Below are 22412 nucleotides of genomic sequence, written 5' to 3' on the forward strand. Positions count from 1 at the left end.
TCGATCGAGGACTTAACCATAGTCTATAGGCGTACCTCGTTTTTACAACATTTCTTCTATATTATCTAGTTTTGAGAGAACGATCTCTCTAATTTTATAGTCTGGTAATTCTGGCGAGAAGGTCACACCCGTTCCCATACCGAACACGGAAGTTAAGCTTCTCAGCGCCGATGGTAGTTGGGACTTTGTCCCTGTGAGAGTAGGACGTTGCCAGGCAGCACTAGGGACAATCCAGAAGGATTGTCTTTTTTGCGTTTATGGCGAAAAAGATGAGTAAAAAGCAAAAAGTACGAAGTGTTTTCAAAGAAAACACATGTAGACATACACCCATTGAGAGTAATTAACATAAGATAATACAGGAGCCGGCTGAAAAGATTATTCGAAAAATTGTATACAAATCTGATGTATCGGACAGAATGGATGTATGGAGGTGGAGGGGATTGAGTTCATTATTAGCACATAATCATTTTGAGGAAACGTGCGTTATTTGTGAAAGTCTAAAACCAAAAGGCATACATCTATACACTTCTTTTATTTGTACAGACTGCGAAAATGATTTAATTCATACAGATACAAATGATCCAAGATATAAATATTTCCTTAAACAGCTAAAAAAGATTACCACACCTGAAATATTTTCATAATAAGTCCTTAAAGGGCTTTATTTTTTTGTTGAAAAATAGGAAACTAAATAAAGTGATCTTAAAAAATGTGTTTTAATAGGCAAGGAAGATATAAGATGAAAAATCAATTGGAAACACCTTTGTATAATGCCCTAAAGGGACATTTAAGTAATAATCCTTTATCCTTTCATGTTCCCGGCCATAAATACGGTGAAATAGCTGCATATAAACAAGATGAATTTTTTAAAGGAATACTAAAAATAGATGTAACAGAATTAACCGGCTTAGATGACCTGCATTCACCAGAAGGTGCGATCAGAGAAGCGGAAGAGCTTTTATCTGAGCTTTACAAGACAAAAAAAAGCTACTTACTTGTGAATGGTTCTACTGTAGGGAATCTTACTATGATCATGGCAGCTTGTGCGGAGGGTTCAATAGTGCTCGTGCAAAGAAACTGCCATAAATCGGTGTTAAATGCACTAAAATTAGCAAAAGTAAGGCCTGTATTTCTTGAGCCAGAGGTAGATCAGGAATGGAAGGTAGCTGCAGGCATTAGCACCCAAACCGTCCAACAGGCCATTAACCAGTATCCTGATGCTAAAGCCATTATCTTAACTTACCCGAATTATTATGGGATGGTCTATGACTTAAAGGGAATCATCGATTTGGCTCATCAACATCATATTCCCGTATTGGTAGATGAGGCACATGGGCCTCATCTTATCATTGGTGACCCTTTTCCGGCATCGGCACTACAATTAGGTGCGGATTTGGTAGTTCACTCTGCACATAAGACCCTTCCAGCGCTGACAATGGGTTCCTTTTTGCATGTAAATAGTAACCTGGTAGATTTTAAAAGGGTAGAAGAATATCTAGGGATATTTCAATCAAGCAGCCCGTCCTATCCAATTATGGCATCACTTGATATTTCCAGACATTACCTAGCTGCGTATGAACAAGAGGATGTACACTTTCTTCTATCTGAAATCCAATCCTTTAAAGAAGCTTTAGCTAAGATTGAGAGCATAAGAGTATTAACATATCCAAAAAAAATTGGTGATCCTCTTAAAATCACCATACAATCTAAATCTGATTTAACAGGATTTCAATTACAAAAAAGATTCGAAGCGAATGGAATATATACGGAATTAGCTGATCCGTATAATGTCCTATTTATTTTACCTCTTTTAAAAAAAGGACAAGTCTATCCATTATCCGAGACTGCGGCGAAAATTAAAAGTGCGCTTTACGGTTTGCCGTTTAACGACATAATTGAAGAAATACCGACAGGCGATGAAAGGATTTCGGAGTTAGCCATCAGTTATAGTGAAATGGAAAAACTAAATGTAATGGAAGTCAAGATAGAGAGGGCATCAGGATTGGTTTGTGCAGATACGATCATACCCTATCCACCTGGGATTCCTTTGTTAATGAAGGGAGAAAGAATAACAAGTGGAAAGATTGGACAGCTTAATCGTTTACTACAAACAGGTGCAAGATTTCAAGGGGATGCCTCTCTATTAAAAGCAGGTTATCTAAAGACATTTTCTATAACGTAGGATTATACATACTGGAGGTTTTATTTTGAAGGAAAGCGGAACTTTTATTACATTTGAAGGTCCGGATGGGGCTGGAAAGACAACTATTATAAATCTAATAGCCAAAGAGTTGGAGCACTCTTTGTTGACCAGGGAGCCAGGAGGCATTGAAATAGCTGAGCAAATTAGAAAAGTTATTTTAGATAAAGAAAATACCGCTATGGACCCTCGAACAGAAGCACTGTTATATGCGGCAGCAAGAAGGCAGCATTTAATTGAAAAAGTAAAGCCGGCATTACAAGATGGGAAAGTAGTTCTATGTGACAGATTTGTTGATAGTTCATTAGCGTATCAGGGATATGCCCGTGGATTAGGAATGGATGAGGTTTATGCGATTAATCAATTTGCCATTGAGGACTTGAGCCCAGAGCTGACTATTTATTTTGATATTGAACCTGAATTAGGAATGAAGCGAATTAATAGAAATAAAGGAAGAGAAGTAAACCGCCTCGACTTAGAAAATCTCGATTTCCATCATAAAGTCAGAGAAGGATATCTTCTACTATTGAAGCGTTTCCCAGCCAGAATGGTCCGGATTGATGCGTCAGGTACCATTGATGAGGTCTATCAAAAAACTCTAAATATAATCAAAGCAAGATTAGCAGAGAAAAGCCTTTAGTATAAGGCTTTTTTATTTAGGTATACCGGCAGATAACCTGTTATAATAAAATAAAGGAAAAAAGAGGAGAGGGTGTTCCATATGAAAATGATCATAGCCGTCGTTCAAGATCAAGATAGCAATCGTTTATCTAAAGCATTAGTAGATAATAATTTTAGAGCAACCAAACTAGCTAGTACAGGTGGTTTTTTGAAGTCGGGGAACACAACCTTTATGATAGGTACCGAAGATATCCGGGTAGACCGGGCTCTTCAAATTATTAAGGATAACTGCAAATCCAGGGATCAGCTGGTTGCCCCTGTTTCACCAATGGGAGGAAACGCTGACTCTTACGTCCCTTATCCGGTAGAGGTAGAGGTTGGCGGAGCAACCGTATTTGTGTTACCCATCGAACAATATATGCATTTTTAATTTTGTGTTAATAGATAGCGAGTGATTAATTTGGTTAAAACATGGGATCAACTACTAGAGCTGCAGCCGACCGTGTTGAAAATGTTAAAAAACAGCTTGTTAAAAAATCGAGTGGCCCATGCGTACCTTTTTGAAGGCATGAGAGGGACGGGGAAAAAGGAAATATCCCTATTATTTACAAAAACTTTATTTTGTGAACAGTTAGTAGAAGAATATAAACCTTGCGAGTCATGTAATAACTGCCTTCGAATCAATAACGGAAACCATCCTGATGTTCATATAGTCGAGCCGGACGGATTATCGATTAAAGTGGAGCAGATACGAAATCTGCAGGCAGAATTTTCAAAAAAAGGTGTAGAATCTCAACATAAAGTATACGTAATTTCTCATGCTGATAAAATGAGCGTGAGTGCTTCTAACAGCTTGCTAAAATTCCTCGAGGAACCTAATCCGGGCACGGTAGCTTTTCTTTTAACTGAGCAAGTCCAACAGCTGCTTCCGACGATTTTATCTAGATGCCAGGTGTTGGTATTTCAACCGTTAGCACCACAGATGATGATCAAACAATTAATAGAAAATGGAGTTCATCCAGCTAAGGCTCCATTACTAGCACAGTTAACCAATAATTTGGAAGAAGCTCTCAAATTAAATGTTGATGAATGGTTTGCACAAGCCCAAAAAATAGTGGTAAAATTATATGAGGTGTTAAAAAAGAATCCGCTGGAGGCGATGGTTACACTTCAGGGAGATTGGTTTTTACACTTTAAAGAAAAAGAACAGATTCAACGTGGTTTAGATCTTTTACTTCTAATCTTTAAAGATTTACTATATATACAATTGGATAGGCAGGAGCAGCTTGTTTTTATAGAGGAGAATGAGCGGTTAAGACAGTATGCCCTGCAAACATCTGGACGGCGCTTATCGGATCAAATGTCAGCTATTCTTGATGCAAAAAGGAAGCTGCAGGCAAATATGAATCCTCAGCTGATGATGGAACAGCTTGTGTTAAAATTGCAGGAGGGATCTTCATTTGTATGATGTTGTAGGAGTACGCTTTAAAAAAGCGGGGAAAATCTATTATTTTGATCCGGGAGACCTCTTAATTGAAAAGGATGACTTTGTCATTGTCGAAACTGTCCGCGGTGTAGAATATGGAAGGGCTGTGATTGCCCGCAAACAGGTTGAGGAACATGATGTTGTCCTTCCGTTAAAAAAGGTGGTCAGAATTGCCGACCAAAAGGATCGAATGATTGTTGAAGAAAATAAGCAGGCAGCCCAAGAAGCTTATGAGGTTTGTAATGAAAAAGTGAATGAACATCAGCTGGATATGAAACTAGTGGATGTTGAATATACATTTGATCGAAACAAAGTAATCTTCTACTTTACAGCAGATGGAAGAGTTGATTTCCGGGAGCTTGTTAAAGATTTAGCAGCCATTTTTAGGACACGCATTGAACTACGACAAATTGGTGTCCGCGATGAGGCAAAAATGCTTGGCGGTATTGGACCATGCGGGAGAATGCTATGCTGTTCTACTTTTTTAGGTGACTTTGATCCTGTCTCCATTAAAATGGCAAAGGATCAAAATCTTTCATTGAATCCAACAAAGATTTCCGGGTTGTGCGGAAGACTAATGTGCTGCTTGAAATATGAAAATGATGAATATGAGTCCGCTAAAGAAGCTTTGCCTGATTTAGGGGAAATTATTGAAACGCCACAAGGTAAGGGAAAAGTGGTTGGATTAAATATATTAGAGCGGGTACTTCAGGTTGAACTAAAGGAACAAGAACGAGTTCTGGAGTATACTTTGGATGAAATCATTAAAGAAGGTGCCTTTTCTATACAATCCACAGATTAAGAGGTGGAAGCCGTGGATAAAAAGGAAATTTTTGAATCAGTAAGTAATATGGAAACACAAATTGGCCATCTTTACCAGCAATTAGGGGAATTAAAGCAGCATTTAGCCGAGATACTAGAAGAAAATCATTATTTAAAGCTCGAAAACGAGCATTTAAGGCGCCGTTTAGATGTAACCACTGAAGAAGGAAAGAAAGAAACAGAAACGAAACAGGGTGCTGCAGCAGCTGCGGAAACCCCAAGTGGGAAGCATTTTGATGTTGGTGAAGGTTATGATAATCTCGCAAGGCTTTATCAAGAGGGGTTTCATATATGTAATCTTCACTTCGGCAGCTTGCGTAAAGAAGGCGATTGTTTATTTTGTCTTTCTTTTCTTAATAAGAAATAACCTTAAGAGGCTGATTGATGCAGCCTCTATTTTCATATCATTATTAGTTAGGATGGATCGTTAGTGGTGATTTTAAAAGAAGATGAACGGCTTGATTATTTACTGGCTGAGAAGCTTCGAATTATTCAAAGCCCAACTGTATTTGCTTTTTCTCTTGATGCCGTTTTGCTGGCTCGATTTGTTTATGTTCCGATTCAAAAGGGGAATTTAATTGATCTCTGCAGCGGCAACGGGGTGATTCCTTTATTTTTAAGTGCACGGACAAAAGGGAATATTACGGGTGTGGAAATACAAGATCGATTATATGATATGGCTGTTCGAAGTATTGAGTACAATAAACTAGAAGGCCGTTTAAAAATGATCCATGGTGATATTAAAGAAATGCCTCAGCAGTTAGGGTATGGAAAATTTGATGTGGTTACCTGTAATCCCCCGTACTTTATAACTCCTTCAAAAGAAGAAATAAATCCTAATGAGCATTTAGCCATTGCCCGTCATGAAATTCTTTGTACGCTCGAAGATGCCATAAAAGCGTCAAGTCAGTTAGTCCGACAAGGCGGCAAGGTTGCCTTTGTCCATCGTCCTGGTCGTCTCATTGATATTATTACGTTAATGCGTCAGTACAGGCTTGAACCAAAGCGGATTCAGTTTGTCTATCCAAAGCAGGGCAAGGAAGCTAATATTCTTCTAGTAGAAGCGATAAAAGACGGCAGTCCGGATTTGAAAATACTGTCGCCGCTAATTGTTTATAATGAAGATGATGAATACACTCCTGAAATCAGAGGGATTTTATATGGAGAGTAGCGGCCATTATTTTTATGTCCTAACGTGCAGCGATGGAAGTCTTTATGGCGGTTATACAAATGATCTTGACCGTCGAATCGAGCAGCATAACGAGGGCAAGGGAGCAAAATATACACGGGGAAGAGGACCGGTCAAATTGACCTATTATCAAGTCTTTGCTAGCAAAGGGGAGGCCTTAAGGGCCGAATATCAGTTTAAACAGTTAACAAGAAAGAAAAAGCTGGAGTATTTAATGAAAGATGGTGAATCGGATGTGGCAGCAGAAAAGCTTTGAAAACGAAGCGGATAAGGGAATCCTTTATCTTGTTCCTACTCCAATAGGAAACCTAGAGGATATGACCTTTCGGGCTATTAGAATCATGAAAGAAGCAGACTTGATTGCTGCTGAGGATACCAGAAATACAAAAAAATTGTGTAATTACTTTGAAATTGATACCCAGATAGTCAGCTATCATGAACATAATAAGGAAACTAGCGGGGAAAAGTTGATTGAAAAGGTCAAGCAAGGCTTGAAGGTTGCCCTAGTCAGCGATGCGGGCATGCCCGCGATTTCTGACCCTGGATATGAGCTTGTTCAGGCTGCGATAAGTGAACAAGTAGCGGTGGTTCCGTTACCCGGGGCAAATGCTGCACTCACTTCATTAATTGCCTCAGGACTAACTTGTCAGCCTTTTTATTTTTATGGGTTTTTACACCGGAATAAGAAAGAGAAGCGGGCTGAATTAGAGGTTTTGAGAAAACAAAAGGCTACCTTGATCTTTTATGAATCACCGCATCGTTTAAAAGAAACCTTAGCCATTATGATCGAGGTTCTTGGTAACCGAGAGGTCGTAATTTGCCGGGAATTAACAAAGAAATATGAAGAGTTTATTCGGGGAACCCTTGAAGAAATCAACAGTTGGGCACAATCTAATGAAATCCGCGGAGAATTTTGTTTGATTGTAGAAGGTACCGAAATTCAAGAAGAGGAAGAAGAAATAAACTGGTGGCAAGATTTATCAGTGGAGGAGCATGTCAATTACTACATAACGGAAAAAAATATCTCCTCAAAGGATGCTATTAAGCAAACAGCTAAAGACCGAAGTTTAAACAAACGTGAGGTTTATCAGGCCTATCATATTGAAGAAAATTAAAAACTCCAGCACGATTTCGTGCTGGAGCATTTTTTTTATTTTACAAGTTCAAAATTCTTTTGAATTTCTTCTATTAATTGTTCTGCACCTTCACGGCTAAGAATTAATTTTCCGCCGGCAAGAGCCATGTTATCATCAGAAACTTCACCAGTTACTTGGCAAGTCATATTTGGTTTGTATTTTTTTAAGATAATGCGCTCATCGTCAACATAGATTTCAAGAGCATCCTTTTCTGCAATACCAAGTGTACGTCTTAATTCAATCGGAATAACTACGCGGCCTAACTCATCAACTTTACGAACAATACCTGTAGATTTCATTTTATAAACTCCTCTCATAAACACTTAAATTATTTATCTATCTTCTCTATTAATTCGCCACAATTCGACAAATTTCTTATATTTTCATAATACCAGTACTTCCCATATCCGTCAATTATTTTATTTTAAAAAGTAAGGGTGCAAATTTTTCCAGTGACAAATACGTTGTAATAACAAGGTTTGTAAATAGATTTAAACAATTAGGTAAGTTAATAATACTATTGTGTTGAAAAAATCCATTTGTCGTAGAAGCATGATTCAATTCGACAAACTTCTACATATTCCTTTTCTCTCATATATTACGCTGCTTTAGCAGCCTTTGTGGGTGTATTAGGAAATAATTTTAAAAATCTGGAAGTCTAGCAATACGCTTTCTTGCACAAAAGTTTATTTTTCGGTATATTTTGATGATAGAAGCGTTAAAAAGAGGCAATAATGGTTTAATGGGAGTTGCATTGTTTAGGAGGGAATATAATGGAGGAAAAATTAAAGACTTTTTATTTAACCACACCGATTTATTATCCAAGTGGGAATTTACATATTGGACATGCGTATACTACAGTTGCGGGTGATGCGATGGCTCGTTATAAGCGGATGCGCGGCTTTGATGTAATGTATCTAACAGGTACGGATGAACACGGACAAAAAATTCAGCGCAAAGCTGAGGAGAAGGGTGTAACACCGCAACAATATGTTGATGAGATTGTCGGAGGTATTAAAGATCTCTGGAATAAACTAGATATTTCATATGATGATTTTATTCGCACAACTGAAGATAGACATAAACAAGTCGTAGAAAAAATCTTTGCCAAGCTTCTTGAGCAAGGAGACATTTATCTTGATCAATATGAAGGCTGGTATTGTACACCTTGTGAATCTTTTTACACGGACCGCCAGCTGGTAGATGGTAACTGTCCTGATTGCGGCCGATCTGTTGAAAAGGTCAAAGAAGAATCATACTTTTTTAGAATGAGTAAGTATGTTGATAGGCTTTTGCAATATTATGAGGAAAATCCAGAGTTTATTCAGCCAGAATCCCGTAAAAATGAAATGATTAATAACTTTATAAAGCCTGGCCTTGAGGATTTAGCAGTATCAAGAACAACTTTTGATTGGGGAATTAAAGTCCCCGGAAATCCTAAACATGTCATCTATGTATGGATTGACGCGCTTTCCAATTATATTACCGCGCTTGGGTATGGTACAGAGGATGATGCCAAGTATAAAAATTATTGGCCTGCGGATGTTCATCTAGTTGGTAAGGAAATTGTCCGTTTTCACACGATCTATTGGCCAATCATGTTAATGGCCTTGGATTTACCACTGCCAAAGAAGGTATTTGCGCATGGCTGGTTGTTGATGAAAGACGGAAAAATGTCGAAATCAAAAGGCAATGTAGTGGACCCAGTTACCTTAATTGATCGCTATGGCCTAGATGCTCTTCGCTACTATTTATTACGGGAAGTACCTTTTGGGGCAGATGGTGTGTTTACACCAGAGGGATTTGTTGAAAGAATTAATTTTGACCTGGCTAATGACCTAGGCAATTTACTAAACCGGACAGTGGCAATGATTGAAAAGTATTTTGCCGGTGTGATTCCTGATTATGCTGGTTCTGTTGGTGAATTTGATGAATCGCTGCTTCAGGTAAACCGTGAAACAGTTGCAAAATACGAAGAGGCAATGGAAAAAATGGAGTTCTCCGTGGCATTAACTTCCATTTGGCAGTTAGTCAGTCGGACAAATAAGTACATTGACGAAACACAACCATGGACATTGGCTAAAAATGAAGCGCAAAAAGGAGAACTTGCTAGTGTAATGGTTCACTTGGCAGAATCTTTACGCCGTACTGCGATCCTATTAAAGCCATTTTTAACTCGTACGCCTAATGGGATTTTTACACAATTAGGTATTCAAGATGAGGGATTGAAAACATGGGAGAGTCTCGAAGGCTTTGGCAAGATTCCAAGTGGAGTTAAGGTACAAAAGGATGCTCCGTTATTCCCAAGATTGGATATTGCTGAGGAAGTAGAATTCATCAAAACAAAAATGCAAGGAAGCACGCCGGTTATCGAAGAAAAGAAAGAAGAAGAAAAACCAGAGGAGCTTGCGGAAATTTCCATTGATGATTTCATGAAGGTGGATTTACGTGTTGCTGAGGTTATTCAAGCAGAGCCTGTAAAAAAGGCAGATAAACTGCTAAAACTACAGTTAGATTTAGGTTATGAAAAGCGCCAAGTTGTCTCAGGTATTGCACAATACTATAAGCCTGAAGAGCTTGTTGGCCGGAAAGTAATTTGTATTACCAACTTAAAGCCTGTTAAACTTCGCGGTGAATTATCACAAGGTATGATTTTAGCAGGATCACAAGATGGTCAGCTTTCAATCGCTACCGTCGATCAAACCTTGCCAAATGGTTCGAAGGTAAAATAATTAAAGACAAAGGCGCCCAAATCGGGCGCTTTTTACTTAGAAAAATGTCAGGATTTGCTTTAAAATGTTTCACGTGGAACATTTATCCTGTTAATTAGTTGTTCTTAGACAATGGAATACTAGAAATACAAAATAACGAGAAATAACAAGAAAAGAGGAGTATTGATTCGTATGTTATTCGACACACATGCACATTTAAATGACACGCAATATAATGAAGACCTAGAAGAGGTTATTGAACGGGCCCAAACGGAGGGAGTTTCCAATATGGTCATCGTAGGTTTTGATCGTCCGACAATTCAAAGGGCAATGGAATTAGTCGAACGCTATGACTTTATGTTTGCCTGCGTTGGCTGGCACCCTGTAGACGCAATCGACATGACAGATGAGGACTTAACATGGATTGAGGAATTGACTTCTCATCCTAAAGTGGTTGCTATAGGTGAAATGGGCCTAGATTATCACTGGGACAAATCACCAAAGGATATCCAGAAGGAAGTGTTTCGTAAGCAAATCCGCTTAGCAAAAAAAGTGAAATTGCCAATTGTTATCCATAACCGTGAAGCCACAGCCGATATCGTGGAAATATTAAAAGAAGAGGAAGCGGAAGAAGTAGGAGGTATTATGCATTGTTTTAGCGGCAGCCCTGAGGTTGCAAAGGAATGTGTAAAAATGAATTTTTATATTTCTTTGGGCGGCCCCGTTACCTTTAAAAATGCGAAAAAACCAAAAGAAGTAGCCGCGGAAATTCCTCTTGAGAAGCTGTTAATTGAGACAGATTGCCCTTATTTGGCTCCTCATCCCTATCGGGGAAAACGGAATGAACCAGGTTATGTAAAGCTAGTTGCTGAACAAATTGCCGAAATTAAGGGCTTGACATTTGAAGAAGTAGCCGAGGCTACGACACAAAATGCTAAGAAATTATTCGGCATAAAATGCTAAGGAAATTTGTCGAAACGATAAGAAGCTTGTCCTAATTTTTTATGATAACAAAAAGTTCTACATGTCTCCTTTTCAACATAGGATTACCGTGTCGATAAGTTTTTCTTTGCAAAGCTTTAAAGGTTGTGCATAATTAGAACTACCTTAACAGGATTAGCAAGGATTGACAGCCGGCGTATGGTTCTCTATAATCTCTCCAAAGAAAAGGAGGCGTTTTTCATCGTATTCCAAAACATGAAAAACCTGTTTCCAGAGTCTTTGAGCGGGAGGTCATGGACCATCATATTTGCTAGTTTTGTAGTTTTGCTTACAACTCTGGGGATTTTCTTTTTTGAAGGCTCAAAGAATACTGTAGCAATGACACTCAATGGCAAGCAGATGGTTGTGAACACACATGCAGATACCATCAAGGAATTATTAGATGAACTGGATGTATCCCTCTCGTCAAAAGACTACCTGTATCCAAAAGCAACTGCAAAGGTTAAGGATGACCTGAAAGTTGTGTGGAAGCAGGCGAACATGGTTCACATTGTCAAAGACAGCGAGAAGAAAACGATCTGGACTACGGCCGATACTGTGGCTGAGCTCCTAAAAGAGCAGAAGATTTTATTAAAGGAACATGATCAAATTTCGGCAAATCCACAAGCAGCAATTAAAAATAAGATGAATTTGAAGATTAATATTGCGTTTCATCTTACATACGTGGACGGCGGAAAGACGCAAAAGGTTTGGACCACTTCGACTACGGTCGCTGACTTTTTAAAACAGCAGGGCACCAAACTAAAAGAATTAGACAGAGTTGAACCACCATTAACTGCAAATATACGAGAGAATGGTGTTGTAAACGTTATTCGAGTAGAAAAAGTCACCGATGTAGTGGAAGAACCCGTTCAATTTGCCGTGGTAACGAAAAAGGATGGTAATTTGCAAAAAGGGCAAGAAAAGGTCATTGCTCCTGGAAAGCACGGACGTGTTTCAAAGCAGTACGAAGTCATGCTTGAAAATGGCAAAGAAGTGTCTAGGAAATTGATTAACGAGCAGAATATCTTACAAAAACAGGATAAAATTGTGGCTGTCGGTACGAAGGATTTGGCGTTACAAGTTTCCCGCGGTGAGACTCCGAAAGGCAAGGAGTTTTATGTGACGGCAACAGCATATACGGCCTATTGTAATGGCTGCTCTGGACGTACTGCTACTGGTCTTAATCTTCGTGCTAATCCAAATTTGAAAGTAATCGCAGTTGATCCAAGAATTATTCCGCTTGGTTCGAAAGTGTATGTGGAAGGCTACGGATACGCTGTGGCCGCTGATACAGGCGGAGCCATTAAAGGGTATATTATTGATTTATTAATGCCATCACATGCGGATGCATACCGCTGGGGGCGTAAGAAAGTAAAGATTACAGTCTTAAACTAATTTTCACGGGTGCAGAGGATTTCCTTCCTCTGCATTTTGCTTTTTTCCTAAAATTCTTTATACTAACAACGAATACTAGCTTTTATTTTCTATCAGGGCGGATACTTTATTGTATGAAATCATTCAATAATATAGACGAGGGACATTACAAAAATGTTTCAATTTTTTCATTATTAATTTTATTATTACGGAGGCTTTTATTCTTAACATGAAAATCAAAGAAATCATCGTCGTTGAGGGAAAAGACGATACGACAACAATAAGACGGGCTGTCGATGCCGATACGATCGAAACCAACGGTTCGGCTGTCAACCAAACTACTATTGAAAAAATCAACCGTGCCCAGGCAACACGAGGGGTGATTATTTTTACCGATCCAGATTTTCCAGGTGAAAAAATCAGAAAAACGATCGCAGCGGCTGTTCCTGGTTGTAAACATGCTTTTTTGCCAAAAGAAAAAGCGATTGCCAAAGGCGGCAAGGGTCTTGGGGTAGAACATGCCAGCCTGGAGGATATAAGAGAAGCGTTAAAGGATGCACAAATCATGCACGAGGTGATATCGGAGGAAATTACCCAGGAGGATTTAATTATGGCCGGCCTAATTGGCGGTGAGGGCTCGAAGGAGCGAAGAACTTCGTTAGGCAAGCTGTTGAAAATTGGTTATACAAACGGAAAACAACTGCATAAGCGATTGATGATGTTCCGCATTAGCAAACAAGAATTTGCAGAAGCATTAAGCGTTATACGTCAGGAGGAACAGAATGAATAAGGATATTGCTACACCAGTCAGAACGAGAGCAATACTTGAAAAATACGGTTTTTCTTTTAAGAAAAGCCTTGGGCAGAACTTCCTAATTGATACAAATATATTAAAAAAGATAGTCAGCTTTGCTGATTTAACGGAGAACTCAGGTGCAATTGAAATTGGCCCTGGGATTGGTGCCCTCACGGAACAGCTGGCACGTTCAAGTAAAAAAGTGATTGCATTTGAAATTGATCAAAGATTGCTGCCTATTTTGCAGGATACATTATCACCCTATGAAAATGTCAGGGTTATACATAAGGACGTATTAGAAGCAGATGTTCGAATTGTGATGGAAGAGGAGTTTCAAGGGATTCATGATATTATGGTAGTCGCCAATCTGCCTTATTATGTTACGACTCCGATCATTATGAAGCTCCTTGAGGACCGTCTGCCGATCCGTGGGATTGTTTGTATGCTGCAAAAAGAGGTAGCAGACCGAATTTCTGCCAAGCCTGGCACAAAGGAATATGGTTCGCTCTCAATTGCCGTTCAATATTACACCGAAGCAGAGACCGTCATGATTGTGCCAAAAACGGTTTTTGTCCCGCAGCCTAATGTGGACTCTGCTGTGATTAGATTAATTAAACGTGAGAAGCCTGCAGTTGTGGTAAAGGATGAGGCCTTCTTTTTCCAGGTGACAAAGGCGAGCTTTGCTCAGCGAAGAAAAACATTATTAAATAATTTAACTAGTCAGCTGCCTGATGGGAAACAGAAGAAGGAAGAAATTCTTGCAGCTTTAAGTGCAAGCGGAATCGATCCTGTTCGCCGAGGAGAAACACTTTCCTTAGAAGAATTTGGCCGGTTAGCTGATGAACTTTATTCATACTTTCATTAACATTTTATCCTCATGATGGATTCATGAGGATATTTTTTTTATCCCAACGAATACCTCCTCCTTATGTATCATTTTTCTTAAATTTTTAACAAGGACAACATTCCCTGCATAGCCTATGAGAGAACCCATAATTAAAAGTCCTAAGAGGGTCTTATTGGAGTGACGGCAGTGGATATAAAGGTAATGGATATTGTCGGAAGAAAATCGTATAACTGTGATCTCTTGTTCCGCGTTATCGATATTCAAAATATAAACAACCAGAAGGTAGCCATCCTCTATGGGGAGGATTTCCGCCTAGTAGCAGATGCACCATACACTGATTTGGTCATCCCTAATCAAGATGAACGGGTAAAGCTGCAGCAAGAATACAGAACACTTGAAGAACAGTCACTTAAATTATTTAGACAGGATGTTGAATTGATTAAACATCGTCGGGAATATGAAGCGACTGGCGGTTATGCGAAACCGAGCAATTATTTTCAAATTCCTGGAAAGGTTCTTCACTTGGACGGTGATCCCACATATTTAAAAAAATGCATGGCCGTATACGAAAAAATCGGTATCCCCGTGTTAGGGATACACTGCAATGAAAAAGAAATGCCGGAACGAATTGGCGGCTTAATGGACCAATATCGTCCTGATATCTTGGTTATTACAGGCCACGATGCCTATTCCAAAGCAAAGGGGAAGATGACTGATATTAATGCCTATCGCCATTCAAGGCATTTCGTCCAGGCAGTCAGAGAGGCCCGAAGAAAGGTTCCACATTTAGATCAACTCGTTATCTTTGCTGGTGCCTGCCAATCTCATTTTGAATCACTTATCCACGCAGGAGCAAACTATGCCAGTTCCCCAGCAAGAATTAATATTCACGCACTCGACCCCGTCTATATTGTGGCCAAAATTAGTTTTACCCCGTTTATGGAACGAATCAATGTATGGGATGTATTAAGAAATACCCTAACAGGTGATAAAGGACTCGGAGGGATTGAAACAAGGGGAGTATTACGGACAGGAATGCCTTATCGACCCATCACCGAAGAGGATGCATAAGCCTATTAGTAAAGTGGAGCTGAAGGATAATTATAAATTGGCTCCCCTTTATTCTAATAGTGCTTCATTTTTAAAAATGAATACATATTAAACAACTATTAAGGCAACGATAACATTGTTGAAAATTAGAAGAAAAAGTAGAACAAAAAATATTGACAATCATTTTGTTGGACTGATATAATTTATATTTTTGTTTGACAGAATCTATGTCAGTGTGTTATACTTTACACAGTGAGGTGGACCGAATGCCAAAAACCTTAGCCGATATTAAAAAGGCTCTTGACACGAATTTGGGAAAAAGATTATTGCTGAAAGCCAATGGTGGACGCAGGAAAACAATTGAACGTTCTGGAGTTCTAGCAGAAACTTACCCATCTGTTTTTGTTATTGAGTTAGATCAAGATGAAAATTCGTTCGAGCGTGTTTCATACAGCTATGCGGATGTTTTAACGGAAACAGTTCAAATTACTTTCTATGATGATGCAGCAGGACATGTAGCTTTAAGCTAGTATATAAGCAATGGGTGGCAGTAAACTAAGGTTTACTGCTTTTTGCTGTATATAAATTCAAAAACCTTCATGAAAATGAATAATCTTTTACATACTAAGAATGCTGTGGTATGAAAGGGGTTGTTTAGATGGGCAGAAGAAGAGGGATTATGTCTCATCGCTTTAAAGAGGAGCTAGCAAAGGAACTTGGTTTTTATGATGTCGTTCAGAAAGAAGGCTGGGGCGGCATTCGAGCAAAGGATGCAGGGAATATGGTGAAGCGTGCCATCGAACTCGCGCAGCAGCAGCTAGTCAATCAAAATCGCCAATCTTAACTAACACCACAGCTTGGTCAGTGCAAGGAATTTTTGCACTGGCCTTTTCTTATTGTCTAACACAGCGTCAAGGCGCTCCCGCTTTTCTTTTTGTCACGAAATTATGGCTTTTTTCGACGTAAAACGACTGATATAATAATAAAATTGGATAGATATCTCATATCGGACGTCTTACATTTATCTTTTTGTGGTAAAATAGGACAAAATGTGGATTTTTGGAATCGTATGCAGAGGCGCCCAATGGGTGCTTATTGGACAAAACAAAAGTAGGTGACGTAGTGAAGCTTTTAGTCAAAGCACCGGCTAAAATAAATTTAGCATTAGATGTTTTACATAAACGCCCTGATGGCTATCATGAGGTTGAAATGATCATGACCACGATTGATTTATCAGACCGGGTAGAACTATCCTTACTAGAACAAGATAAAATACATATTCTTTCTCATAATCGCTATGTGCCGGATGATCAGCGTAATTTAGCTTATCAGGCGGCACAGCTGTTAAAGGATCGTTTTAATGTAAAGAAGGGTGTATTGATTTCAATCGAGAAAACGATTCCGGTAGCAGCCGGATTAGCAGGAGGCAGCAGTGATGCAGCAGCAACCTTAAGGGGTTTGAATAAGCTTTGGGGTCTTGGCTTAAGTTTGGATGAACTAGCCAAGCTTGGCAGCGAAATCGGCTCAGATGTTTCCTTTTGTGTCTACGGAGGCACAGCCCTGGCAAAAGGCCGAGGTGAAATCATTAAAGAACTTCCACCGCCGCCAACATGCTGGGTTATTTTAGCCAAACCCTTTATTGGGGTCTCGACCGCTGAGGTTTATCGCAGGCTTGATCTGAATGGAACAAAACACCCGGATATCTATGGGATGATCCAGGCCATTAAAGAACATAACTACCAACGTGTCTGCGATAACGTCGGTAACGTGCTTGAAGGTGTGACTTTAAATCTACATCCGGAAGTTGCCCAAATTAAAGAGCAAATGAAGCGCTTTGGTGCGGATGCCGTGTTAATGAGCGGAAGCGGCCCGACCGTATTTGGAATTGTTCAGCATGATTCGAGAATGCATCGAATCTATAATGGATTAAGAGGTTTTTGCGACCAAGTTTTTGCAGTTCGAATGCTGGGAGAACGACATTCGCTTGATTAGAGGCGTACAATAATGGTATCCTTTAATTAGAATATTCGGATTCTGGGAGGGTAGATATGAAATTTCGTCGCAGTGAACGTTTGATTGATATGACAAATTATTTACTGGATCATCCTCGCCAGCTTGTTCCGCTCACCTTTTTTGCGGATCGATATGATTCAGCAAAGTCTTCGATTAGTGAAGATTTAGCGATTGTGAAGGAGACCTTTGAGCAACGAGGAATTGGAACTTTGCAAACAGTACCGGGAGCCGCCGGTGGTGTAAAATTTTTTGTAAAAGTAAGCCGGGAAAAAGCGGAGCCTTTTGTAAATGAACTTTGTCAGTTAATTGCCAATCCCGAACGGCTGTTACCGGGCGGTTATTTGTATTTAACTGATATTTTGGGGGACCCGCAAATAGTTCAGAAAGCCGGACGAATTATCGCTTCTGCTTATGCTGACACTAAAATTGATGTGGTCATGACAGTAGCAACCAAAGGGATTCCTCTGGCGTATGCAGTTGCAAGCCAATTAAATGTTCCGGTTGTGATTGTTCGCAGAGATAGTAAAGTGACAGAAGGACCAACGGTTAGTATTAATTATGTTTCGGGTTCTGCTAAAAGGATACAGACAATGGTACTTTCTAAGAAAAGCATGAGACAGGATTCCCGTGTCCTCATTGTGGATGATTTTATGAAAGCAGGCGGAACGGTAATGGGAATGATCAGTATGCTTGAGGAATTTAATTCCCAGCTTGCTGGAATTGCTGTATTAGTCGAAGATGAGAAAATACAGGAACGGTTAGTGGATGAATATTTATCGTTGGTACAACTAGCAGATGTAGATGTAAAAGAAAAAAAGATTAGTGTACAAGCTGGGAATTATTTTAATATATGGAGGGGTTAACATGAAAGTAGTTCAAACCAATCAAGCACCGGCAGCAATTGGGCCATATTGCCAAGGAATTGTCGTCAATAATTTATTCTACAGCTCTGGGCAAATCCCATTAACGGCTGAAGGGATTATGGTAACAGGTGATGTAAAGGAACAGACCCATCAAGTATTTAAGAACTTACAGGCGGTATTAGCTGAAGCAGGAGCATCGCTTGAAACGGTAGTGAAGGCAACTGTTTTTATTAAAAATATGGATGAATTTGCTGCTGTTAATGAAGTCTATGGTGAGTATTTCTCCACACATAAACCAGCCCGTTCTTGTGTAGAGGTGGCTCGTTTACCAAAAGATGCATTAGTTGAAATCGAAGTTGTAGCGCTCGTGAAGTAATCCGAGTGCTTTTTTTTATGAAATCGTCCAGCTCTAGCGCCTTTCTAATAAGTTGAGGAAAGTATAAAAGTTTTTGGCCTTGAGAATTGTCCAGCTCCANNGTCCAAAAGGTTAAAGAACAGCCTTCCAGCCGGCTCGTCTTGTGCTTGTCGCCGATAGGCGGGCGCCTTACGCTTTTCTTATAATGCGAAAGGCTTATTTTACCGACTATTTTCTACGATTCACGTGTTGAAAACGTTTATTCCTACAAATGTTCACGATTTTGCCCTAAATTTTCAAAAAAAAATAAAAATTAAAGAAGGATAATAGAATTAATTGTTGAATTTATTTAACTAGCATTTTATATAATCAAAAAGGGTGTGAGCACATGGAAGTAACTGACGTAAGATTACGCCGGGTAAATACGGATGGAAGAATGAGAGCGATTGCATCAATCACATTGGATAATGAATTTGTTGTTCATGACATCCGTGTTATTGACGGAAACAACGGTTTATTTGTAGCTATGCCAAGTAAACGTACTCCAGATGGAGAATTTCGTGACATTGCGCATCCAATCAATTCGGGAACACGTGGTAAAATCCAAGAAGCTGTCTTGGCAGAGTATCACCGATTAGGTGAATTGGAAGTAGAATTTGAAGAAGCCGGAGCTTCCTAAGGATTTTAACAACTAGGGCCTTTCTTCTATGAAGGCTCTTTTTATTGTTTTTTACCCCCAAAAACAAACCCCTCAATTCATTTTCTATTCAAGCTTTCATACTACTTAATATGACAAAATTAGACACTTTCCCATCATTCCTTGAAAAGCGAGTTCATTTACGTTAATATTTTTAATGGATAAAAAGGTAAATTGGAGGATTGAACATGCCTAATCGTTATGCTGTGATTTTGGCTGCAGGGCAAGGAACGCGGATGAAATCTAAGCTTTATAAAGTTTTACACCCAGTGTGCGGTAAACCTATGGTACAACATGTAGTTGATCAAATAACAAAGCTTAATATTAAAGAAATGGTCACAATCATCGGTCACGGAGCTGAAATGGTTCAAGCACAATTAGGTGATAGAAGTTTCTATGCATTACAAAAAGAACAGCTGGGCACTGCCCATGCGGTTATGCAAGCTCAAGATATGCTTGAGGGAAAAGAAGGTATAACGATCGTTGTTTGTGGTGATACCCCGTTAATTAAAGCCGAAACAATGGAGTCTCTATTTAAACACCATGAACAATTATCGGCAAAAGCAACCATCCTCACTGCTAAAATTGATAACCCAACAGGATACGGACGCATAATCCGCAATCAAGAGGGGCTAGTCGAAAAGATTGTCGAGCATAAAGATGCTACAGAAGAAGAGCGGGAAATTAATGAAATTAACACAGGTACCTATTGTTTTGACAACCGGGCATTGTTTGAGGCTTTAAAAAATGTTTCAAACGATAATGTACAAGGGGAATACTACTTACCTGATGTGATTGAAATTATGAAGAAACAAGGTGAAGTGGTTACTGCCTACCAAACTGACGAATTTGAAGAAACCTTAGGTGTAAATGACCGAGTTGCCTTAGCAGAAGCGGAAAAGACTATGCGTTCACGAATTAATGAATCCCATATGCGTAATGGGGTAACGATTATTGACCCTGCAAATACTTACATAGAAGCAGATGTCGAAATTGGGCAAGATACAGTTATCTATCCAGGAACCATGATTAAAGGTCATTCAAAAATAGGTACAGAATGTATAATAGGTCCAAACTCTGAAATTGATACATGTGAAATTGGGAATGAAACGGTTATTCGTCAATCAGCCGCTATTAACAGCTCCATTGGTTCTCATGTTAACATTGGGCCATTTGCACACATTCGTCCTGATTCCACCATCTTAGATGATGTCAAAATTGGCAACTTTGTTGAGATTAAGAAGGCAGTCTTTGGAAAAGGAAGTAAAGCCTCACATCTAAGCTATATTGGGGATGCCGAGGTGGGCAGTGATGTAAACATTGGCTGCGGCTCCATAACAGTTAATTACGATGGGAAAAATAAATACTTAACAAAAATTGAAGATGGTGTCTTTATTGGCTGTAATTCTAATTTAGTTGCCCCAGTCACCATTAAAAAAGGCTCTTATGTTGCTGCGGGTTCGACGATCACAAAGAATGTGCCTGAAGAGGCTTTAGCGATTGCTCGTGCAAAACAAGTTAATAAAGAGGGTTACGTTCAGAAACTTAATCTTAAGAAATAAAGCTATTACAATTGGAGGGCAATCATGTCTAATCAGTATTTAGATCCGAATTTAAAAGTATTTAGTTTAAACTCAAATATGCCTTTGGCAAGAGAAATTGCAAAATTCATTGGCGTTGAGCTGGGAAAATGCTCTGTAACCAGATTTAGTGACGGTGAGATTCAAATCAATATTGAAGAAAGTATCCGCGGTTGTGATGTCTATGTTATTCAATCAACGAGCCAGCCTGTTAATGAACATATCATGGAATTACTTATCATGATTGATGCCTTAAAGAGAGCTTCTGCAAAAACCATCAACATTGTTATGCCTTATTATGGCTATGCACGTCAAGATCGTAAAGCACGTGCTCGTGAGCCAATTACAGCTAAATTAGTGGCGAACCTGCTTGAAACTGCTGGAGCAACCAGAGTAATCTGTTTGGATCTTCATGCACCGCAAATTCAAGGCTTCTTTGAAATTCCAACTGACCATCTTATGGGTGTGCCGATTTTAGCAGAGTATTTTAAAAGCCGTCAATTCAATGGTGACGTGGTCATTGTTTCCCCAGACCATGGCGGTGTAACAAGAGCACGTAAATTGGCTGAGCGTTTAAAGGCTCCAATTGCTATCATCGATAAACGCCGTCCAAGACCAAATGTTGCGGAAGTTATGAATATAGTTGGTAACATTGAAGGTAAGATCGCGATCTTGATCGATGATATTATTGATACAGCAGGTACGATTACCCTTGCAGCTAATGCCTTAGTGGAAAATGGAGCACAAGAAGTATACGCCTGCTGTACACACCCTGTGTTGAGTGGTCCAGCAATTGAAAGAATTCAAAATTCAAAAATAAAAGAATTAGTGATTACCAACTCGATTGAGCTTCCTGAAGAGAAAAATATGGATAAAATTATTCATCTCTCTGTCGCACCATTACTTGGTGAAGCGATTATCCGTGTTCACGAAGAACAGTCAGTATCTACATTATTTGATTAATAAATAAATGTTTAGACCCTCCTATTTTAGGGCATTTTTATATAGTAAGTGTTAATAATAGGAGGGTATCTAACGTATGAGTACTGTTTTACAAGCAAAAGAACGGACGGAACTCCGTCATTCAGCATTGAAACAACTCCGTAATAATGGAAATATCCCCGCAGTGGTTTATGGAGCAAAGGTTGAAAGTAAACCGGTATTTGTGAGTTCTGCAGATTTAACCAAAACCATCCGTACGGTCGGCAGAAACGGTGTCATTTCTCTTGATGTCGATGGCAATAAGTACGATGTCGTTTTATCGGATTATCAAGAGGATTCATTTAAAAAGGAAATTCTTCATGTTGATTTCTTAGCAGTAGATAAATCCTCCAAAATTAATGTGGAAGTCAGGCTTGCACTTGTTGGCGAAGCGATTGGCGTGAAAGATGGTGGTGTCTTGCAGCAGTCTATCCACCAGTTATCGATCACATCCACTCCGGATAATATCCCGCAGCAAATTGAAGTGGATATCACCAACCTTCAAGTTGGTGAAACTGTTCTAGTAGGAAATATCCCTACCGGTGGAGGCTTTACTATTAATCACGAGGATGAGGAAGTGGTTGCTTCCATCTTACCTCCAAGACAGGAAGAAGAAATTAACTCAGGTGAACAACAGCAGGAAGGTCATCCTGATCACGAAGAAGGCAGAGAAACTACTCCAGAATAGAAAAGCTGAAGTGTCCGTT

The 22412-nt window shown here is 39.3% G+C and carries 26 protein-coding genes and 1 rRNA gene; 26 read left to right on the top strand and 1 reads right to left on the bottom strand.

The features are described from left to right. Positions 1–100 precede the first annotated feature (100 nt). The 11 genes from rrf (at position 101) to rsmI (ending at position 7433) form a co-directional block, all read left to right on the top strand. Positions 101–216, top strand: a 5S ribosomal RNA gene (gene rrf / locus COD92_RS19740). Positions 217–440: 224 nt separating this feature from the next. Continuing rightward, positions 441–644 carry a sigma factor G inhibitor Gin gene (locus COD92_RS19745; RefSeq protein ID WP_304364589.1) on the top strand — a complete coding sequence of 68 codons (204 nt, stop codon included), beginning with the start codon at positions 441–443 and terminating at the stop codon, positions 642–644. Between the two features lie 95 nt (positions 645–739). Next, positions 740–2182: an aminotransferase class I/II-fold pyridoxal phosphate-dependent enzyme gene (locus COD92_RS19750; protein WP_098530281.1), complete on the top strand. Its 1443-nt coding sequence runs from the start codon at positions 740–742 to the stop codon at positions 2180–2182. Positions 2183–2207: 25 nt separating this feature from the next. After that, positions 2208–2840, top strand: a complete 633-nt coding sequence (gene tmk / locus COD92_RS19755; RefSeq protein WP_098530280.1) for a dTMP kinase — start codon at positions 2208–2210, stop codon at positions 2838–2840. Between the two features lie 81 nt (positions 2841–2921). After that, a complete protein-coding gene (locus COD92_RS19760) occupies positions 2922–3251 on the top strand; it encodes a cyclic-di-AMP receptor (RefSeq protein WP_098530279.1) in 330 nt (109 codons plus the stop codon). Positions 3252–3281: 30 nt separating this feature from the next. Next, positions 3282–4289, top strand: a complete 1008-nt coding sequence (gene holB, locus COD92_RS19765; RefSeq protein ID WP_098530278.1) for a DNA polymerase III subunit delta' — start codon at positions 3282–3284, stop codon at positions 4287–4289. Next, positions 4282–5109 (top strand): PSP1 domain-containing protein, encoded by an 828-nt coding sequence (locus tag COD92_RS19770; protein ID WP_098530277.1) that lies wholly within the window; start codon positions 4282–4284, stop codon positions 5107–5109. Before holB ends, COD92_RS19770 begins: the two co-directional genes overlap by 8 nt. A gap of 12 nt (positions 5110–5121) precedes the next feature. Further along, positions 5122–5496, top strand: coding sequence for a DNA replication initiation control protein YabA (gene yabA / locus COD92_RS19775; protein WP_098530276.1), 375 nt, complete (start codon positions 5122–5124; stop codon positions 5494–5496). 63 nt (positions 5497–5559) lie between these two features. Beyond that, a complete protein-coding gene (locus COD92_RS19780; RefSeq protein WP_098530275.1) occupies positions 5560–6300 on the top strand; it encodes a tRNA1(Val) (adenine(37)-N6)-methyltransferase in 741 nt (246 codons plus the stop codon). Beyond that, positions 6290–6574 carry a GIY-YIG nuclease family protein gene (locus COD92_RS19785; protein WP_098530274.1) on the top strand — a complete coding sequence of 95 codons (285 nt, stop codon included), beginning with the start codon at positions 6290–6292 and terminating at the stop codon, positions 6572–6574. Before COD92_RS19780 ends, COD92_RS19785 begins: the two co-directional genes overlap by 11 nt. After that, positions 6552–7433: a 16S rRNA (cytidine(1402)-2'-O)-methyltransferase gene (rsmI, locus tag COD92_RS19790; RefSeq protein ID WP_098530273.1), complete on the top strand. Its 882-nt coding sequence runs from the start codon at positions 6552–6554 to the stop codon at positions 7431–7433. The genes COD92_RS19785 and rsmI overlap by 23 nt, the downstream gene beginning before the upstream one ends. Positions 7434–7468: 35 nt before the next feature. Here rsmI and COD92_RS19795 read toward each other — a convergent pair whose 3' ends face one another. Further along, complete coding sequence (locus COD92_RS19795) at positions 7469–7753, bottom strand: transition state genes transcriptional regulator AbrB (RefSeq protein WP_098530272.1); 285 nt, start codon at positions 7751–7753, stop codon at positions 7469–7471. A 474-nt stretch (positions 7754–8227) separates the two neighbouring features. On the opposite strand from COD92_RS19795, the gene metG reads away from it, so the two are divergent. The 15 genes from metG (at position 8228) to COD92_RS19870 (ending at position 22393) form a co-directional block, all read left to right on the top strand. Next, positions 8228–10186 carry a methionine--tRNA ligase gene (metG, locus tag COD92_RS19800; RefSeq protein ID WP_098996490.1) on the top strand — a complete coding sequence of 653 codons (1959 nt, stop codon included), beginning with the start codon at positions 8228–8230 and terminating at the stop codon, positions 10184–10186. A gap of 171 nt (positions 10187–10357) precedes the next feature. Continuing rightward, positions 10358–11128: a TatD family hydrolase gene (locus COD92_RS19805; RefSeq protein WP_098530270.1), complete on the top strand. Its 771-nt coding sequence runs from the start codon at positions 10358–10360 to the stop codon at positions 11126–11128. A gap of 234 nt (positions 11129–11362) precedes the next feature. Continuing rightward, positions 11363–12544, top strand: coding sequence for a G5 and 3D domain-containing protein (locus COD92_RS19810; RefSeq protein WP_098996491.1), 1182 nt, complete (start codon positions 11363–11365; stop codon positions 12542–12544). A 208-nt stretch (positions 12545–12752) separates the two neighbouring features. Further along, complete coding sequence (gene rnmV / locus COD92_RS19815) at positions 12753–13313, top strand: ribonuclease M5 (protein ID WP_098530268.1); 561 nt, start codon at positions 12753–12755, stop codon at positions 13311–13313. Further along, positions 13306–14184, top strand: a complete 879-nt coding sequence (gene rsmA, locus COD92_RS19820; protein WP_098530267.1) for a 16S rRNA (adenine(1518)-N(6)/adenine(1519)-N(6))-dimethyltransferase RsmA — start codon at positions 13306–13308, stop codon at positions 14182–14184. Before rnmV ends, rsmA begins: the two co-directional genes overlap by 8 nt. 168 nt (positions 14185–14352) lie before the next feature. Further along, positions 14353–15237: a sporulation peptidase YabG gene (gene yabG, locus COD92_RS19825; RefSeq protein WP_098530286.1), complete on the top strand. Its 885-nt coding sequence runs from the start codon at positions 14353–14355 to the stop codon at positions 15235–15237. A gap of 245 nt (positions 15238–15482) precedes the next feature. Next, positions 15483–15746: a biofilm formation stimulator Veg gene (veg, locus tag COD92_RS19830; RefSeq protein WP_007084178.1), complete on the top strand. Its 264-nt coding sequence runs from the start codon at positions 15483–15485 to the stop codon at positions 15744–15746. 128 nt (positions 15747–15874) lie between these two features. Continuing rightward, positions 15875–16060: a small, acid-soluble spore protein, alpha/beta type gene (locus tag COD92_RS19835; RefSeq protein WP_098530266.1), complete on the top strand. Its 186-nt coding sequence runs from the start codon at positions 15875–15877 to the stop codon at positions 16058–16060. 278 nt (positions 16061–16338) lie between these two features. After that, positions 16339–17208 carry a 4-(cytidine 5'-diphospho)-2-C-methyl-D-erythritol kinase gene (gene ispE, locus COD92_RS19840; protein ID WP_098996492.1) on the top strand — a complete coding sequence of 290 codons (870 nt, stop codon included), beginning with the start codon at positions 16339–16341 and terminating at the stop codon, positions 17206–17208. A 56-nt stretch (positions 17209–17264) separates the two neighbouring features. Further along, positions 17265–18092, top strand: coding sequence for a pur operon repressor (gene purR / locus COD92_RS19845; RefSeq protein ID WP_098530265.1), 828 nt, complete (start codon positions 17265–17267; stop codon positions 18090–18092). Position 18093: 1 nt separating this feature from the next. Next, positions 18094–18468, top strand: a complete 375-nt coding sequence (gene ridA / locus COD92_RS19850) for a 2-iminobutanoate/2-iminopropanoate deaminase (protein WP_098530264.1) — start codon at positions 18094–18096, stop codon at positions 18466–18468. A gap of 367 nt (positions 18469–18835) precedes the next feature. Continuing rightward, entirely contained in the window at positions 18836–19126 is a 291-nt protein-coding gene (gene spoVG / locus COD92_RS19855; RefSeq protein WP_003347151.1) for a septation regulator SpoVG, read from the top strand. Positions 19127–19332: 206 nt separating this feature from the next. Next, complete coding sequence (glmU, locus tag COD92_RS19860; protein WP_098530262.1) at positions 19333–20706, top strand: bifunctional UDP-N-acetylglucosamine diphosphorylase/glucosamine-1-phosphate N-acetyltransferase GlmU; 1374 nt, start codon at positions 19333–19335, stop codon at positions 20704–20706. Between the two features lie 24 nt (positions 20707–20730). Beyond that, a complete protein-coding gene (locus tag COD92_RS19865) occupies positions 20731–21687 on the top strand; it encodes a ribose-phosphate diphosphokinase (protein WP_098530261.1) in 957 nt (318 codons plus the stop codon). A gap of 76 nt (positions 21688–21763) precedes the next feature. Continuing rightward, positions 21764–22393, top strand: a complete 630-nt coding sequence (locus COD92_RS19870) for a 50S ribosomal protein L25/general stress protein Ctc (protein WP_098530260.1) — start codon at positions 21764–21766, stop codon at positions 22391–22393. Positions 22394–22412: the final 19 nt, after the last annotated feature.

It is taken from the genome of Bacillus sp. AFS037270 (assembly GCF_002585305.1).